At 73.4% G+C, this 15,009-nt stretch carries 15 protein-coding genes; 11 read left to right on the top strand and 4 right to left on the bottom strand.

Annotation, left to right across the window (positions count from 1 at the left end; translation table 11 throughout):
- Nucleotides 1–3: 3 nt before the first annotated feature.
- Nucleotides 4–1,617 (bottom strand): NAD(P)/FAD-dependent oxidoreductase, encoded by a 1,614-nt coding sequence (locus O7597_RS21895; protein ID WP_281580557.1) that lies wholly within the window; start codon nucleotides 1,615–1,617, stop codon nucleotides 4–6.
- Nucleotides 1,618–1,686: 69 nt separating this feature from the next.
- Between O7597_RS21895 and O7597_RS21890 the strand changes: the two genes are divergently transcribed.
- Complete coding sequence (locus O7597_RS21890) at nucleotides 1,687–3,120, top strand: aldehyde dehydrogenase family protein (RefSeq protein WP_269738884.1); 1,434 nt, start codon at nucleotides 1,687–1,689, stop codon at nucleotides 3,118–3,120.
- 75 nt (nucleotides 3,121–3,195) lie between these two features.
- Here O7597_RS21890 and O7597_RS21885 read toward each other — a convergent pair whose 3' ends face one another.
- A complete protein-coding gene (locus O7597_RS21885; RefSeq protein WP_269738885.1) occupies nucleotides 3,196–3,597 on the bottom strand; it encodes a ChaB family protein in 402 nt (133 codons plus the stop codon).
- Between the two features lie 139 nt (nucleotides 3,598–3,736).
- Here O7597_RS21885 and O7597_RS21880 point away from each other — a divergent pair, with 139 nt between their 5' ends.
- The 6 genes from O7597_RS21880 (at nucleotide 3,737) to O7597_RS21855 (ending at nucleotide 7,002) form a co-directional block, all read left to right on the top strand.
- A complete protein-coding gene (locus tag O7597_RS21880) occupies nucleotides 3,737–4,714 on the top strand; it encodes a YihY/virulence factor BrkB family protein (protein ID WP_269738886.1) in 978 nt (325 codons plus the stop codon).
- 46 nt (nucleotides 4,715–4,760) lie between these two features.
- Entirely contained in the window at nucleotides 4,761–5,177 is a 417-nt protein-coding gene (locus tag O7597_RS21875; protein WP_164445267.1) for a DUF2795 domain-containing protein, read from the top strand.
- A gap of 48 nt (nucleotides 5,178–5,225) precedes the next feature.
- Nucleotides 5,226–5,687 (top strand): SRPBCC family protein, encoded by a 462-nt coding sequence (locus tag O7597_RS21870; protein WP_269738887.1) that lies wholly within the window; start codon nucleotides 5,226–5,228, stop codon nucleotides 5,685–5,687.
- Between the two features lie 142 nt (nucleotides 5,688–5,829).
- The gene (locus O7597_RS21865) at nucleotides 5,830–6,087 is read left to right on the top strand and encodes a hypothetical protein (protein ID WP_099846597.1); all 258 of its coding nucleotides are present in this window, start codon (nucleotides 5,830–5,832) and stop codon (nucleotides 6,085–6,087) included.
- A gap of 171 nt (nucleotides 6,088–6,258) precedes the next feature.
- Nucleotides 6,259–6,471, top strand: a complete 213-nt coding sequence (locus O7597_RS21860) for a hypothetical protein (RefSeq protein ID WP_269738888.1) — start codon at nucleotides 6,259–6,261, stop codon at nucleotides 6,469–6,471.
- A 156-nt stretch (nucleotides 6,472–6,627) separates the two neighbouring features.
- Nucleotides 6,628–7,002 carry a DUF6401 family natural product biosynthesis protein gene (locus O7597_RS21855; protein ID WP_281580556.1) on the top strand — a complete coding sequence of 125 codons (375 nt, stop codon included), beginning with the start codon at nucleotides 6,628–6,630 and terminating at the stop codon, nucleotides 7,000–7,002.
- Nucleotides 7,003–7,072: 70 nt separating this feature from the next.
- Here the strand turns inward: O7597_RS21855 and O7597_RS21850 are convergent, their stop codons facing one another.
- Nucleotides 7,073–7,933: a hypothetical protein gene (locus tag O7597_RS21850; RefSeq protein ID WP_281580555.1), complete on the bottom strand. Its 861-nt coding sequence runs from the start codon at nucleotides 7,931–7,933 to the stop codon at nucleotides 7,073–7,075.
- A 189-nt stretch (nucleotides 7,934–8,122) separates the two neighbouring features.
- Here O7597_RS21850 and O7597_RS21845 point away from each other — a divergent pair, with 189 nt between their 5' ends.
- A complete protein-coding gene (locus O7597_RS21845; protein WP_269738891.1) occupies nucleotides 8,123–10,252 on the top strand; it encodes a SpoIIE family protein phosphatase in 2,130 nt (709 codons plus the stop codon).
- A gap of 127 nt (nucleotides 10,253–10,379) precedes the next feature.
- The gene (locus O7597_RS21840) at nucleotides 10,380–11,660 is read left to right on the top strand and encodes a cation:proton antiporter (RefSeq protein WP_269738892.1); all 1,281 of its coding nucleotides are present in this window, start codon (nucleotides 10,380–10,382) and stop codon (nucleotides 11,658–11,660) included.
- A gap of 33 nt (nucleotides 11,661–11,693) precedes the next feature.
- Here O7597_RS21840 and O7597_RS21835 read toward each other — a convergent pair whose 3' ends face one another.
- Nucleotides 11,694–12,635: an FAD-dependent oxidoreductase gene (locus tag O7597_RS21835; RefSeq protein WP_269742585.1), complete on the bottom strand. Its 942-nt coding sequence runs from the start codon at nucleotides 12,633–12,635 to the stop codon at nucleotides 11,694–11,696.
- Between the two features lie 183 nt (nucleotides 12,636–12,818).
- On the opposite strand from O7597_RS21835, the gene O7597_RS21830 reads away from it, so the two are divergent.
- On the top strand, nucleotides 12,819–14,216 hold the full coding sequence (locus tag O7597_RS21830; protein WP_269738893.1) for a glycoside hydrolase family 6 protein: 1,398 nt from the start codon (nucleotides 12,819–12,821) through the stop codon (nucleotides 14,214–14,216).
- Between the two features lie 160 nt (nucleotides 14,217–14,376).
- Entirely contained in the window at nucleotides 14,377–14,964 is a 588-nt protein-coding gene (locus O7597_RS21825; protein WP_269738894.1) for a general stress protein, read from the top strand.
- The last annotated feature ends 45 nt before the right edge of the window (nucleotides 14,965–15,009 follow it).

Genomic DNA, 15,009 nt, shown 5'->3' with positions numbered 1-15,009 from the left:
GGGTCATTCGTAGACGGCCCGGTGTGCGGTGGCGATCACCCGGTGGTACACCCCACCGGTGAGGGCACGGTCCCGGGCCAGCGCGGCGCGGGCGGCGTTCGCGCCGGGGGCGCCGTGCACACCCCCGCCGGGATGCGCCGACGCGCTGGCCAGGAAGAGCCGATCCACCGGAGTGTCGGCGCGGCCCAGCCCGGGTACCGGCCGCAGGAACAGCTGCTGGTACGGGGCGGCGGTGCCGCCGCCGAGCGCACCGCCGACCAGACTCGGGTCGGCGTCCTCCAACTCGGCCGGCCCGGCCACGTGCCGGCCCACCACCAGAGCGCGGAACCCGGGTGCGGCGGTTTCCAGCGCCGTCTCCATCCGCTCGACGTGGGACATGATGTCGTCGGCCCGCCAGTGCCGGCGGAACGGCAGGTGGGTGTACGACCAGAGCGACTCGGTGCCCGGCGGCGAGTGACTCGGGTCCGCCACCGACATCTGCCCCACCAGCAGAAACGGATCCGGTGGCAGCTCGCCCAGGGCCAGCCTGGCGGCGTAACCGGTCAATCCGTCGAGGTCCGCCCCCAGGTGCACGGTGCCGACGGTGGCCAGGCGACGGTTCGTCCAGGGCACCGGAGCGGACAGCGCCCAGTCCACCTTCAGCGTGGAGCCGTCCCACCGGAAGTGTTCCAGGTCGGCCACCAGTCGCGGGGGCAGCCGGGCCGGGCCGACCAGGTCCAGGTACAGGGCGGGCGCGGGCACGTCGGCGAGCACCGCCCGACGCGCCCGCCAGGTGGCCCCACCAACGGTGCGGACCCCCACCGCCCGACCCCGGGCGACCAGGACCCGATCCACCCGGGCGCCGTAGCGGATCCGGCCGCCCCGCTCGGTCAACCGGGCCACCAACGCGTCGGTGATCTTCTGTGCGCCGCCCTCCGGGACCGGCCAGCCGACCTGCTGGCCGAGCATGGCGAGCAGCCAGCCGTAGACGCCGGAGCCGGCCTCCTCCGTGGACAGGTCGGTGTGCAGGGCGCAGCCGGCGAGCAACGCCGGCCCGCCGGCGCCGGCGAACAGTTCCTCGCCGAGCCGGTTCACCGGCAGCACCAGCCGCCGGGCCAGCCGCAGCGCGCCGCCGACCCGTAGCCGGCGCAGCAGGCCGAGGCCGCCGCGCACCGGCGGAAACGGCGTGGTGATCAGCTCCAGCATCGGTTCGGCGACCTGCCGCCACTGCGCGTACGCGGTCAGCCAGCGCTCGCCGTCGCCGGGGGCGAAGGTCTCCAGCGAGGCCGCCGTGACGGCGGGGTCGCGGTTGAGCACGGCGGCCCGGTCGTCGGGGAACAGGTGGGCCAGCACGTCGGGGGCGTGCCGCCAGGTGAGCCCGTACCGGGTCAGGTCTAGCCCACGCAACACCGGCGAGGCGTAGCCGAGCGGGTAGAACGAGCTGAACAGGTCGCTGAGGTAACCGGGGGCGGTCACCTCGGCCGAGCGGACCGCCCCGCCGGGAACCCCGGTCGCCTCCAGCACCAGCACGTCCCAACCCGCGTCCGCCAGCAGGTTGGCGGCGACCAGGCCGTTGTGTCCGGCACCGACGACGACGGCGTCGGCCCGCTCGGCACCGAGGGAACCTGGCGAAGTCATCCGAGGACGCTACCCCGGCCCCGCCGGGCGAAACGTTTGCCACGGCCGGGCCCGGGCATGCAGCGCGCCATGTACACGGTCACGCAGCTCATCGGTGGGGTGTGGGGTGCCGGCGGGGAGGCCGGCGAGTTGACGGTGCACGATCCGGCTGACGGCCGCCCGGTGACAAGTGCCCCGGTCGCCACGGCCGACGAGGTCGACAAGGCGGTGGCGGCGGCGCGGGGGGTGGCGTCCGAGTGGGCGGCGACCTCCCCGGCGGACCGGGCCGCGGCGCTGCACCGGGTCGCCGACGCGATCACCGAGGCCGCCGACGACCTGGCCCAGGCGACGACCGCGGAGATGGGCAAGCCGCTGGCGGACGCCCGGGGCGGTGTCGAGGCGGGCATCGCCACCCTGCGGCAGTACGCCGAACTCGCCCCGGCCCGGGGCGGGCGCACCCTGCACGGCGATCCCGCCGCGATCGACTTCATGACACCGCAGCCGCGTGGGGTGGTGGCGGCCATCACCCCGTGGAACGACCCGGTCGCCGTGTCGTGCGGGCTGCTCGGAGCGGCCCTGGTCACCGGCAACGTGGTGCTGCACAAGCCCAGCGAGCGGACCCCGGCGACCGGGTGGCTGCTGGCCCGGGCGTTCGACACCGCCCTGCCGGCGGGGGTGCTGTCGCTGCTCAGCGGCGGCCCGACCACCGGCGCGGCGCTGGCCGGCGCCGAGGTGGACATGGTGGCGCACGTGGGGTCCAGCGCCACCGGCCGGGCGATCGCCACGGCCGCGGCCGGCACCGGCGCCAAGGTGCTGCTGGAGAACGGCGGCAGCGACCCGCTGATCGTCGACGCCGACGTCGACCCGAGCTGGGCCGCCGGTGAGGCCGCCCTGGGTGCGTTCGCCAACGCGGGTCAGATCTGCGTCGCGGTGGAGCGGATCTACGCCCACCGCGACGTCGCCGAGGACTTCGTCGCGGCGCTCGTCGAGCGGGCCGCCGCGCTGCGCGTCGGCCCGGGACGGGATCCGCGGACCCAGCTCGGTCCCCTCGTCGACCGGCGCCATCGCGATCAGGTGCACGGGCAGGTGATCGCGGCGGTGGCCGACGGCGCCCGGCTGCGCGTCGGCGGCACCCTGCCGGAGGGGCCGGGTGCCTTCTACCCGGCGACCGTGATCGACCACTGCCGGCACGACCTGGCGTTGATCCGGGAGGAGACGTTCGGCCCGGTGGCACCCGTCGTGGTGGTCGACTCGTTCTCCGAGGCGCTGCGGTGCGCGGCCGACTCACCGTACGGGTTGGCGGCGACCGTGCTGACCGGGTCGATGAGCCACGCCCAGCGGGCCTGGCGGGAGCTGCCGGTGGGCACCGTGAAGGTCAACTCGGTGTTCGGTGGCGCACCGGCCGGCGCCGCCCACCCGCGCCGGGCCAGCGGTCAGGGCTTCGGCTACGGGCCGGAACTGCTCGACGAGTTCACCGCCACCAAGGCGGTGCACATCCAGGCGCCCGGCGGCGGCCACTGGTGAGCCGGCGCACGGGCAGGCGGGCGGGGCCCGGCCGGAGGCGTACCCCGGTGTCGGGCCCCGTCGACGACGGCGGGCTCAGCCGCCGCGGGCCTTGCGGGTCTGTCGGTCGTTGGCCTTCTGGATCGCCTTGACCAGTTCCGGCTTGGTCATGGTCGACCGTCCCGACACGTCCAGTTCGCGGGCGACCCCCAGGAGATGCTCCTTGGTGGCGTTCGCGTCCACCCCACCGGCGGTGGGTGCCCGTCGGGCCGGCCCGCCGCCGGCGGCCTGCCGGTCGCTGGGGCCCTTGCGGCCCTTCGGCTCCCAGTGGTCACCGACCTTCTCGAACTCGTGCTTGACGGCGGCGAACGCGGTGCGGTGGGCCCGCTCGCCCTCGCCGTAGGTCTCGACCGCGGAATCGTGTGTCTTCTCCCAGGTGCGCTGGGCCTTCTCCGGGGAGCGCCGCAGCGTGCTGGGCAGTACCTCGCGCCCGGGCATCTCGATCCTCCTCCGTGTGCGAGCGATTCGAATTGGCGTACCCCGGGGACGCGGCGGCAAACGCCGGCGGGGTTTGCCGCCGGAACGCGCCGGGTACCGGCGGGGCCATCCACGTGCCCGCAGCGCCCAGGGAGCGGTGATGACGACGACGAACCCCGAGGCCCCGTCGACCGATCCGTCGGCGCCGGGCCTGCCGGGAATCCGCCAGCTCCGCTGGTCCACCTGGCGTGGCGTGCTGGTCCGGGCCGGGCGCAACTACCTGCGGGACAACTGCACGGACTGGGCCGCGGCTCTCACCTACTACGGGGTGCTGGCGTTGTTCCCCTCCACCGTCGTGGTGGTGGCCCTGGTCGGACTGGTCTCCGATGGTGAACGCACCGTCGACACGGTGCTCGATCTGGCCCGCGAGATGGGCGCCGGCTCGGTCGTGGCGAACGAGAGCTTCGTCGGCGTGGTCCGCGAGGTGGTGGACCAGAACAGTTCCGCCGGCGTGTTGCTCAGCTTCGGTCTGCTCGGTGCGCTCTGGTCGGCCTCGAACTTCATCGCCTCCTTCACCCGGGCCTCGAACGCGATCTACGGCGTGGTCGAGGGACGGCCCGTGTGGCGGCTGCGCCCGACGCAGATCGGGCTGGCTGCCGTGTCGCTGGTGCTGCTCGCCATCGTGGCCGCCGGTCTGATCGTCAGCGGCCCGGTCGCCGACGCGGTCGGCGACCTGGTGGGTGCCGGCGGCGCCGCCCGCACCGCCTGGGCGATGGCCAAGTGGCCGGCGCTGGCGTTGATCGGCATGCTGTTGATGTCCCTGCTGTTCTGGGTCGCACCGAACGTGCGGCAACCCCGCTTCCGCTGGCTCACCCTGGGCGGGGTGGTGGCCCTGACCACCTGGGCACTCGGTTCCTTCGGCTTCGGGTTGTACGTGGCCAACTTCGGCTCGTACAGCACGACCTACGGCAGCCTCGGGGCGGTGATCGCGTTCCTGGTCTGGCTCTACCTGTCCAACTCCGCGCTGATGCTCGGTGTCCAGATCAACGCCGAACTACAGCGGGGACGGCGGCTGCAGTCCGGCCGCGAGGACACCGACGAGCCGGTGTTGCCGCCGCGGTCGCCGGCCGGTGGGTGACCGCGCATCGGGTTTACCCCCCGCCCCCTCGGGTAGCGCAGAAGACATGGATCGCGGCAGCAGCAAGCACTCACCGAGGGTCGACGAGCAGATGAGCCAGGAGGTCAGCGGCCTCGTGCAGGGGCCGGGGACGGGCGGCTCGCGGGTCGACGAGTTCCGCGTCCCGGAGCCCGCGGGAGAGGACCAGCCGGAGCCGACCACGGCGCCGGCCGGCGACCTGCGCAGCGGCGCTCCGCAGGGCATGACCTCCGAGGATGTCGAGGCCCGCAGCCGGCTGGGGCGGTTCATCACGATGAACGCCCTGCCCGGGGACCGGGCCGCACTGCTCGCCAACGCGCGGGAGAACGAGGCCCCCGACGACGTACTGGCCGCGTTGGAGCGCCTGCCCGAGAGCACCCGGTACCAGACGGTGTCCGAGGTGTGGGCGGCGCTCGGCCACACCAACGAGACGACGCGCTGGTAGGTGGACCGACCGGTCCGCAAGCCTCACCAAGTGCAGGGAAGGATTCCGATGAGTGGTGTAACGGAGCATGTCGACGTGGCCGTCCCGGTCCGGACGGCGTACGACCAGTGGACCCAGTTCGAGGAGTTTCCGCAGTTCATGGAGGGTGTGCAGGAGATTCGCCAGCTCTCCGACACGATGACCCACTGGACCGTGGAGATCGCCGGGGTCAAGCGGGAGTTCGACGCCGAGATCACCGAGCAGCTGCCCGACGAGCGGGTGGCGTGGCGGTCGACCGGCGGCACCCAGCACTCCGGGGTGGTCACCTTCCACCGGCTGGACGAGAACACCAGCCGGGTCTCCCTCCAGCTGGAGTTCGACCCGCACGGGGTCATCGAGAAGGCCGGCGACAAACTCGGCGTGGTCGACCGTCGGGCAAAGGGCGACCTGCAGCGCTTCAAGGCGTTCATCGAGCGGCGCGGTCAGGAGACCGGAGCGTGGCGCGGTCAGGTCGACCGTCCGCAGCCCTGATCCCCGCGACGACACCCACGACGGCCGCCGGGCGTACCCGGCGGCCGTCGCTGGTTGACCGGGTCCGCTGCCGTACCGAGGCACGGTCACGCCCGGCCCCCGGTGTCGTTTGCGACGACGGGGCGGGGGTACCGCGATGGGCATGACCGACGACAGGGCGTGGCGCAACGAGGAACGACTTCCCCTCGAGGAGCTGGACCGGGCCGTCGCCCGATCCACCCTCGACGGGCAGGCCGACGACGTGACCGGCAACGACGCCGGGGAGGAAGCGGCCTTCGGACACGGCCCCGAGGCGGCCGACCGGGGCGGCGAGGTGCCCGGCACGGGTCGTGAGCCCACCGACCCGGACCGCGCCTACCGCCCGTCCACCACCGGGCGTACCGGTCCGGACACTCTCTGACACGCCACCTACGGGTACGTTCCGGGCTCCGGCGGTGGTCCGGGGCGTACCCGCAGGGCCAGGCCCGGCAGCCCGGCGGCCTCAGCCGAACGGGCGGTGAATTCGGACAGCTCCGGCAGAATCGGCCGTTCGGCTGACGGCAACGGCCCTGACGCGCGCAAGACTTTCGGAATGCATCAGGGCTCCGGCTTCCTCTCCACCCGTCAGCGCCGCCTGGCATGGCTCGGCTTCCTCCTCGCCGCCGTGCAGGCACCCGTCTCGGCCAGGCTGGTCGACGACAGCTCGTGGCTGTTCAGCCTCTGCGTCGCGCTGATGGTGGCAACCGTGATCATCGCCGACGACGCCGCGCGTCGCCGCCCGGCGGACGCCTCTTCCGCCGAGTAGGGCCTTCCGCTGCCGGTCGTGGCGGGGCGTCCGGTTCCCGCCGTCCGCCGCGCCCGACTCGATCCCCTCGGACATCCGGCGGACACCACCCGGTGCCGCCGGGACCGTCCGAGCGGCCGAGGTCGCGGCCCCGCCGGTTGGCTACATTCGTTCCTTATGCGCGTGTCGTCGAACCGGGTCGTCTCCCCCACCGCCGTCGACTGGGCGCGGTCCAGTCTGATGACCCTCGCCAACGCCGTGGGTCTCGACGGACTCGCCGCAGCCGCCGCCCGGCCGGGGTTGCTCGCCGCCGTGGACCAGCACGCCGCCGCGGTGCGTGACAGTCTGCACGGGGACCGGCGGCCGTTGAGCGCCGCCGCCCTCGCCGGGTACGCCGACGGCATGTGCGCCGCCGCCGAGGAGCACGGTTGGCAGCCGGCCGCCGCCCCGATCGACTGGGCGGAGGCGGACTGGTTGACGGTGCGCCTGCTCGCCGTCTGCGCGCTGACGGCCGCGCTGGACACGCCGGCCGCGCAGCCGCCACCGCTGTGACGTGCGGACGGGTGTCCGCCAGGCGGCGGACACCCGTCTCAACGCGACCCGCGACGCGAGCGTCCGACCGTCACGGACGGAACTGCTGGGTCTCGTCGCCGCTGTTGCCGGACTGGTAGGTACCCCGGCCGCCGGCCATCGAGGATTCCGATCCCCGCGAGGCCGGCTGGGCGGCACCGGTCCGGTCGGCCATCTGCCGCTGCATGTCACCGCGGCCGGCCTCGGCGCCCTGCCGCTGCTCACGGATCGCCCGCGATTCCTCGGCCGCTCGGGTGAGCCAGCCTTCCCAACGGTTCTGCATCGGCCGCACCAGACCGCCACCGACGCCGACGATCAGGATGCCGGCCACCGTGGCGAGCACCGCGATCAGCACGGGCTGGGTCACGGTGGTGGCGATACCCACCTGGTTCAGCGCCGCGATGACACCCAGGGCGAGGATGAAGATCGCCGTCACGTCGGCCAGGAAACGGCCGTACGACAGCCCACCGAGCGCCCCGGTGACGAGATCCCGCACCGCGTTGGCGATCGCGGCCGCCACCACCACGATGACGATCGCGACGAACGCCCGAGGCAGCCAGGCCACCACGCCCGCGATCAGATCGCTGATCGCGTTCGGTCCCCAGACGCCGAAGGCGAACTGAAGGGTGAACAGCAGCACCGCGTAGTACGCGAGCCGCGCCAGGATGTCGCTGGCGTCGTACCGCGTCCGCTCCAGCGCACGCTTGATACCGCCCCGTTCGACCCACCGGTCGAACCCCACCCGTTCCAGTACCGTGTCCACGATTTTGAGCACGGCTCTGGCGATGAGCCATCCGACCACGAGGATCGCGATGAACGCGATGGCCCGGGGCACGAACAGCAGCACCGACCTCCACATGTCGGCCGCGGCGTCACCGATGTCGACCTGCCTGGCCGCGAGGGTTTCCGGCATGATGTCCCTCCTGTCGCATGGATTGCCCGGCGCGCTTACCCCTTCCCCCGGTCGGCACGCCGCCGCGGTCACCCCCTTTTTTCTGGACAGATCGCACCGGAACGGCTCTGACCTGCTCTGACGTCCCGGTCCGGCGCGCCCGGCCGATGATCCGGAACGTGGGTCGAGCGGGCGGACTAGGCTGCGCTCATGCCAGGAACGGTCGGGCGAGTACCCACGCCATCAGGCCCGCTGCCGGGCACGGCGGTGCCGGGCACGGCGGCCGTCGCCCGCCACCCCCGCTGGGGTGACACCGCGCTCGGTCCGTACGAGTCGTGGGATCCCGCCGTCCGCGCGACCGTCGAGGTGGTGCTCGCCTCCCCGGCTCCGATGGCCCTGCACCTCGGCGCGGACCTGCTGCTGCTGTACAACGACGCGTACGCCGACCTGATCGGCGACCGACATCCGGACGCCATGGGGCGGCCCCCCGCCGAGGTCTTCGCCGAGGTCTGGCAGCGCCCCGGTGTCGGTGACGTCGTCGAGCAGACCTACCGCACCGGGGTGCCGGTCCTGGACCGGGAGATCCCGCTCCCGCTGCAGTCCGCCTCCGTCGCGCTCGACCAACCCGTCTACACCCGCGCGTGCTCACCCGTACGGGACAGCCACGGCCGGGTCGTCGGGGTGCTGTCCGTGGTCGCCGAGACCAGCCCGGCGACCCGGCAGCTGCAGGGTCTCAGCGATTTCGCCGCGGCGCTGTCCGGCACGCTCACCCTGGACGACGTGGCCCGGGTCGCGCTGCGTTACGCGATCACCTCGTTCGACGCCGACCGGGTGTCGTTCGCGGTGGACGACGGGGGCGGCGGCACCGGGTGGCGGATGGTCCGGCGGGTCCGGGGCGAATTGGTGGACGAGGCGGACGAACGGTTGCCCCCACTGTGGCGACGCGGTCCCGCCGGCTGGTCGGCACCGGTGGTGGTCAGTGCCCGCACCGGCCAGGCCAGCTTCATCGACGACGGCCAGCCGCTGCACGAGATCGCGGCCGACCGGCACGACCAGAAGATCCGCGCCCTGGCGGCCGTACCGCTGCGGGCGTCGGTGGTTCGGGGAGCGCTGACCGTCGGCTACCGCTCGCCGCATCCGTGGTCGGCCGCGGAGCGGGCGCTGCTGGCGGCCTCGGCCGAGCTGGTCGGGCAGGCCACCGAGCGGGCCCGCCGCTTCGAGACCCAGCACGGCACCGCCCAACTGCTGCAACGGAGCATGCTGCCGGAGCACCTGCCGGTCCTGCCCCAGCTACGGATCGCCGCGCGCTACGACCCGGGGGTCGACGGCAACGCCGCCGGCGGTGACTTCTACGACGCGTTCTTGCTGCCCACCGGCGACCTGGGCGTGGTCCTCGGCGACGTCGCCGGCCACGACGTGCAGGCCGCCGCCCGGATGGGGCAGGTGCGTGCCGCGTTGCGGGCGCTGGCCCTCAACGATCCGCGCCCGGACCAGGTGCTCGCCGGGCTCGATCGGTTGGTGGGCAGTCTGGGCGCCGAGGCCGGCACGTACGAGCTGTTCGTCACCGTGACGTTCGGCGTCATCGACGTCGGCCGTAAGGAGCTGACCCTGGCCAGTGCCGGTCATCCCGCGCCACTGGTGCGTCGCTGTGCGCCGACGGGTGAGCCGCGGGCCGAGTACGTCGACGTGCCCTCGGGTGCTCCGTTGGGGGTCGGTTACCGGGCGGCGACGCGTACCGTCGCGTTCGTTCCCGGTGACACGCTGCTGCTGTTCAGCGACGGTGTGGTGGAGCGACGCCGGCACGGCCTGTCGGACGGCCTGGCCCGGCTGGCGGAGTCGGTGGCCGGTGCGCCCAGTGGCGACCCGAGGGCGTTGTGCGCGGTGGCTTCCGCGGCCGTGCCCGGCGCGACCGAGGACGACGTGGCCGTGCTCGCCGTCGAGTACGCGGTGCGGCCCAGCCGGTCGGCGCGGATGGAGGTGCCCGCCGAGCCGACCGCACCGAGCCGGGTGCGGCACTGGATGACCGCCCAGCTGACCGAGTGGGAGGTCGCGGAGTCGGTGATCGGCGCGGCGGTGCTGTGCACCAGCGAGCTGACCACCAACGCGCTGCTGCACGCCGGCACGGCGGCCCGGGTCGAGGTCGACCTCAGCCCCGAGCGGCTGCTCGTCTCGGTGGCCGACTCCGGCTCCCGGGGCACGGTGACCCGGGCCCGCACGGAGACCCTGAGCAGCCGGGGGCGCGGGCTGGGGCTGATCGAGGAGCTGAGCGACGCCTGGGGCACCGACCCCACCGTCCGCGGCTCGACGGTCTGGTTCGAGATCCTGCTGCCACCTGCCTGAGGCGCCGGACCGAGGGCGTCGGCGCGGCGTCAGCCCCTGGGGCGGAATTCCGGATTACCGGAACGTCAGCCGGGGCACGTTGTGCGCCACCTGTCCGCGTGCCGCGGGCGTGGCGAGAGGCGGTCCGGTGGAGACGATCGACGTTGCGTTCGCGGTGCTCGGTGTGGCGGCCCTGCTCGCCGGCATCCTGCCACGGTTGCTGGAGCGGCGTCCGCTGTCCATGCCGCTGGCGTTCCTCGGCCTCGGGATGCTGATCTACCTGCTGCCCACCGGTCTGCCCGTGCCGGATCCCCTCACGCATCGGGATATCGCCACCCATCTCACCGAGATCTGCGTGATCGTCGCGCTGATGGGTGCCGGCCTGAAGATCGACCGACCGTTGAGCTGGGCGCGTTGGTCGTCGACGTGGCGGCTGCTCGCCGTGGCCATGCCGCTGTGCATCGCCGCCGTCGCCCTGCTCGGCTGGTGGTGGGCGGGTCTGGTGCCGGCCAGCGCGTTGCTGCTCGCCGCGGCGCTCGCGCCGACCGATCCGGTGCTCGCCAGTGACGTCCAGGTCGGCGAGCCCAACGCTGACGAGGATGCCGAGGACGAGGTTCGGTTCGCGCTCACCTCGGAGGCCGGGCTGAACGACGGCCTGGCCTTCCCGTTCGTCTACGCGGCGATCGCGATCGCGGGCGCCGGTCTCGCCCCCGGCGACTGGCTGGTCCGCTGGATCACGCTCGACGTGCTCTACAAGCTCACGGTCGGGCTGGCCGGTGGGCTCCTGATCGGGTGGCTGCTCGGCAAACTCTTCTTCCGGGCACCCAGCGAGCTGCGGCTGGCCCGGCACGCGGAGGGGTTCCTGGCGCTGGCCGCCACCTTCCTGGCGTACGGGCTGGTGGAGGTGGCCGGCGGCTACGGTTTCCTGGCGGTCTTCGTGGCCGCCCGCGCGATCCGGGCGGCGGAGCGCAACCACGAGTACCACGCGGTGCTGCACGACTTCGCCGAGCAGGTGGAACGGCTGCTCACGGTGCTGATGCTGCTGCTGCTGGGCGGCGCGGTGATCAGCGGGCTGCTGGCCGGTCTGACCTGGCCCGCCGCCCTGGTCGGTCTGGCCCTGGTGTTCGTGGTCCGACCGCTGGTCGGTTGGCTGGCGCTGCGCGGCGCTCCCGGTCGGCCCGCGGAGCACCTGGTGATCGCGGCCTTCGGCATCCGGGGCATCGGCTCGTTCTACTACCTGGCGTACGCCACCACCAAGGCGGACTTTCCTCAGGCGGAGCTGGTCTGGGCCACCGTCGCCCTGGTGGTGATCCTCTCGGTGGTGGTGCACGGAGTCGCGGCGACGCCGGTCATGCGGATGCTCGACGCGTCGGGCGAGCGCACCAGATCGGCGTCCCCGCCGGAGCGTTCCCCCGCCGTCGCCGCCTGAACGCCCGCCGGACGACGCGGGGCAGCCGGAGCGTCAGGCCAGTCGGCGGGCCAGGGCGCGGCCGAGGTCGCGGCCGGAGCGCCAGGCGGTCTGCACCCGGGGTCTGCCGAACGCGTCCCCGGCCAGCCCGATGCCGTCGTCGTCGAGGTGGAAGCCGGTGTCCGGGCCACCGCCGTCGGCCGGCTTGGCGTACGTCCACCGGTGCACGTGCACGAACTCCGCCCGGTCGGGCAGGGCGAGCAGGTCGCGTACGGCCGCCTCGATCTGCGGCGCGGCCGCGGTGGGCTGGGCCAGGTGTCCGGCGGCGAACCCCTCGGTGGTGTGCGCGACCAGGACCGCGGCGCCGTCACCGCGCCGGTCGCCGTCGTCGCAGACCAGGCTGAGCAGTGGATGATCATTGACGAAGGCGCCACCGAAGTCGGTCCACCGCCGGCACGGAAAACGCAGCATCGCCGCCAGCGTCGGCGACCACCGCTGCCGTCCCACGGCGTCGGTGGCCGGGACGAGTTCCGGGTCGAGCAGCAGCGCGGCCTGCGGCCCGGGCATCGCCAGCACGACCGCCGCGCAGTCCTCGCCGTCCACCGTCGGTCCCGGTCCGACACCCAGCACCAGCCGGTTGACCACCACGGGCAGGTCCCGGGCGAGATGTTCCACGAGTGAGCGCAGCCCACGCGGCGCCGACCACCGCATCGGTCCGGGCGCCGCGCGACGGCCGCCACCGTCGTACGCCACGAAGGTGTCGGTCCACTCGCGGGCCAGGCCGGCCGTCCGCCAGCCGCGCACCACCTCGGCGAACTCGGGGTCGCTCACGGTGAAGTAGGCGGCACCGAGATCGGCGGGGCGGCCGTCGAAGCGCCGGCTGGCCATCCGGCCACCGGCGACCCGTCCCCGTTCCCGGATCTGCACCGGCACCCCGGCGTCGCGCAGCTCCCGGGCGCAGGCCACACCGGCGATGCCGGCACCGATCACCACCACACCCGACGGTTCACCACGCATCCGGTGATCGTAGGACGGTACGTCTCGGCTTCGACGCCCGCCGGAACGGTAGTCGGTCGACTTGTTCCGGAAACTCTTCACAGGCCGGCAATAAGCCCGTACCTTGTCGGACATGTGGGAGCGCTTCCACGCACTTTCTTCGATGGGTACGAGGAGCAGACCATGAGAACCCGTAGCACGTTCGCTCTGGTCGGCGTCGTGGCGACGGCACTGACCGTGGCCGGCAGCGTCGGCGTGGGCGCGCTGCGCCCCGCGCCCGCCGCGGCCGCCGACTCCGCCTTCTACGTCGACCCGCAGACCAGCGCCGCCCGCTGGGTGGCGGCCAACCCGAACGACTCGAAAGCCGCCGTGATCCGGGACCGGATCGCCAGCGTGCCGCAACCCCGCTGGTACACCACCACCAACACCTCGACCGTACGCGCCGAGGTGGACTCCTTCGTCGGCGCCGCGGCCGCCGCCGGCAAGATCCCGATCCTGGTGGTCTACAACATCCCCAACCGCGACTGCAGCAACCACAGCGCGGGTGGGGCCCCGAACCACAGCGCCTACCGGCAGTGGGTGGACCAGGTCGCCGCCGGCCTCGGTGGCCGTCCGGCCAGCATCATCCTGGAGCCGGACGTGCTCCCCATCATGAGCAGCTGCATGAACGAGAGCCAGCAGGCCGAGGTGCGGGCCTCGATGGCGTACGCCGGCAAGGCGCTCAAGCGGGGCTCCTCCGCAGCCAAGGTCTACTTCGACATCGGCCACGGTGGCTGGCTCTCCGCCGGTGAGGCCGCCGCCCGGCTGAACGCCGCCGACGTCGCCAACAGCGCCGACGGCATCTCGGTCAACGTGTCGAACTACCGCCGCACCGCCGACGAGGTGTCGTACGCCAAGCAGATCATCGCGGCCACCGGCAACTCCCGGCTGAAGGCGGTCGTCGACACCAGCCGCAACGGCAACGGTCCGGCCGGCTCCGAGTGGTGCGACCCGCCGGGGCGGGCCATCGGCACCCCGAGCACCACCAACACCGGCGACTCCGCGATCGACGCGTTCCTCTGGGTGAAGTTGCCCGGCGAGGCGGACGGCTGCATCGCGGCGGCGGGTCAGTTCGTGCCGCAGCGGGCGTACGACCTGGCCATCGCGGCCGGTCCGGTACCGACCACGGCTCCGCCGACCACCACCCCGCCCACCAGCACCCCGCCCACCTCCACCCCGCCGACGTTCACCCCGCCGACCACGATCCCGCCGACCACCAACCCGCCCGGCGGTGGCTGCTCGGTGACGTTCACCCCGAACACGTGGACCGGTGGCTTCACCGCCGAGATCCGGGTGACCAACCGCGGCGCGGCGCTGAACGGCTGGAACCTGACGTTCAACGTCGCCTCCGGGGTACGGCTGAGCAACGGCTGGAACGGCGAGTGGAGCCAGTCCGGCAACCAGATCACGGTCCGCAACGCCCCCTGGAACGGCAGCCTGCCCAGCGGCGGCACGCTCAGCGTCGGTCTCCAGGGCACCTACACCGGCAGCAGCCTGGCCGCGCCGACCGGTTACACGCTGAACGGCACCGCCTGCGCCTGATAGCCCGACCCGTCCCGTGGCCCCCGGCACCGCCGCCCGTACGGCGGGGCCGGGGGCCGGCCCTGTGCCTCCCGGGCAGCCGGGCCCGCGAGCCCGCGGCCACCTGGGCGTTACCGCTGCGCCGACGCGGGGTAGGCGACCGGTGACGAAGGAGGAGACCATGACCACACAGTCGAACCCCTCGGCCTGGCAGCCGGGCGTGACCGGCGGCGGCACCCTCCCGTCGGGCCCCGGCGGCCGTCCCGCCGCGCCCAGTGGCAACGGCCACGGGCCACCGACCGGCCCACCGACCGTGACGATCGGCGCGTTCGAGGACTATCCGAGCGCCCAGCGGGTGGTGGACCATCTCGCCGACAACCGGTTCCCGGTGGAACGCACCGCCATCGTCGGCACCGACCTGACCCTGGTGGAGACCGTGCTGGGTCGGCTCACCACCGCCCGCGCGGCACTTGTCGGCGCGGGTACGGGGGCCTGGTTCGGTCTGTTCATCGGCCTGCTGTTCGGCATCTTCACCGTCGGGAACTGGGTGGCGGTGATCCTCGCCGGCCTCGTCATCGGTGCGATCTGGGGTGCCGTCTTCGGTGCCGTCGCACACGCGATGACGGGCGGGCAGCGCGACTTCACCTCCGCCAGTTCACTGCGGGCCAACCGGTACGCGGTCACCGTGGAGGCCGACGTTGCCGACCAGGCCCGACAACTGCTCGGCCGGCTGAACCTGGGTGGACGCGCGCCGCAGACCGCAGGCTGACTCCGTCCGATACCACCGACCGGGCCGTCCCGCCTCAAGGGTGGG

This window comes from Verrucosispora sp. WMMC514 (assembly GCF_027497295.1).
GTDB lineage: Bacteria > Actinomycetota > Actinomycetes > Mycobacteriales > Micromonosporaceae > Micromonospora > Micromonospora palythoicola.
Note: the sequence above shows the minus strand (reverse complement) of the source record. Positions and strands in the feature narration are given on the sequence as shown.

What these genes read in the sequence shown, in the direction of transcription:
- O7597_RS21895 (WP_281580557.1), bottom strand. Translation starts at nt 1,617, where the DNA reads ATGACTTCGCCAGGTTCCCTCGGTGCCGAGCGGGCCGACGCCGTCGTC.
- O7597_RS21890 (WP_269738884.1), top strand. Translation starts at nt 1,687, where the DNA reads ATGTACACGGTCACGCAGCTCATCGGTGGGGTGTGGGGTGCCGGCGGG.
- O7597_RS21885 (WP_269738885.1), bottom strand. Translation starts at nt 3,597, where the DNA reads ATGCCCGGGCGCGAGGTACTGCCCAGCACGCTGCGGCGCTCCCCGGAG.
- O7597_RS21880 (WP_269738886.1), top strand. Translation starts at nt 3,737, where the DNA reads ATGACGACGACGAACCCCGAGGCCCCGTCGACCGATCCGTCGGCGCCG.
- O7597_RS21875 (WP_164445267.1), top strand. Translation starts at nt 4,761, where the DNA reads ATGGATCGCGGCAGCAGCAAGCACTCACCGAGGGTCGACGAGCAGATG.
- O7597_RS21870 (WP_269738887.1), top strand. Translation starts at nt 5,226, where the DNA reads ATGAGTGGTGTAACGGAGCATGTCGACGTGGCCGTCCCGGTCCGGACG.
- O7597_RS21865 (WP_099846597.1), top strand. Translation starts at nt 5,830, where the DNA reads ATGACCGACGACAGGGCGTGGCGCAACGAGGAACGACTTCCCCTCGAG.
- O7597_RS21860 (WP_269738888.1), top strand. Translation starts at nt 6,259, where the DNA reads ATGCATCAGGGCTCCGGCTTCCTCTCCACCCGTCAGCGCCGCCTGGCA.
- O7597_RS21855 (WP_281580556.1), top strand. Translation starts at nt 6,628, where the DNA reads ATGCGCGTGTCGTCGAACCGGGTCGTCTCCCCCACCGCCGTCGACTGG.
- O7597_RS21850 (WP_281580555.1), bottom strand. Translation starts at nt 7,933, where the DNA reads ATGCCGGAAACCCTCGCGGCCAGGCAGGTCGACATCGGTGACGCCGCG.
- O7597_RS21845 (WP_269738891.1), top strand. Translation starts at nt 8,123, where the DNA reads ATGCCAGGAACGGTCGGGCGAGTACCCACGCCATCAGGCCCGCTGCCG.
- O7597_RS21830 (WP_269738893.1), top strand. Translation starts at nt 12,819, where the DNA reads ATGAGAACCCGTAGCACGTTCGCTCTGGTCGGCGTCGTGGCGACGGCA.
- O7597_RS21825 (WP_269738894.1), top strand. Translation starts at nt 14,377, where the DNA reads ATGACCACACAGTCGAACCCCTCGGCCTGGCAGCCGGGCGTGACCGGC.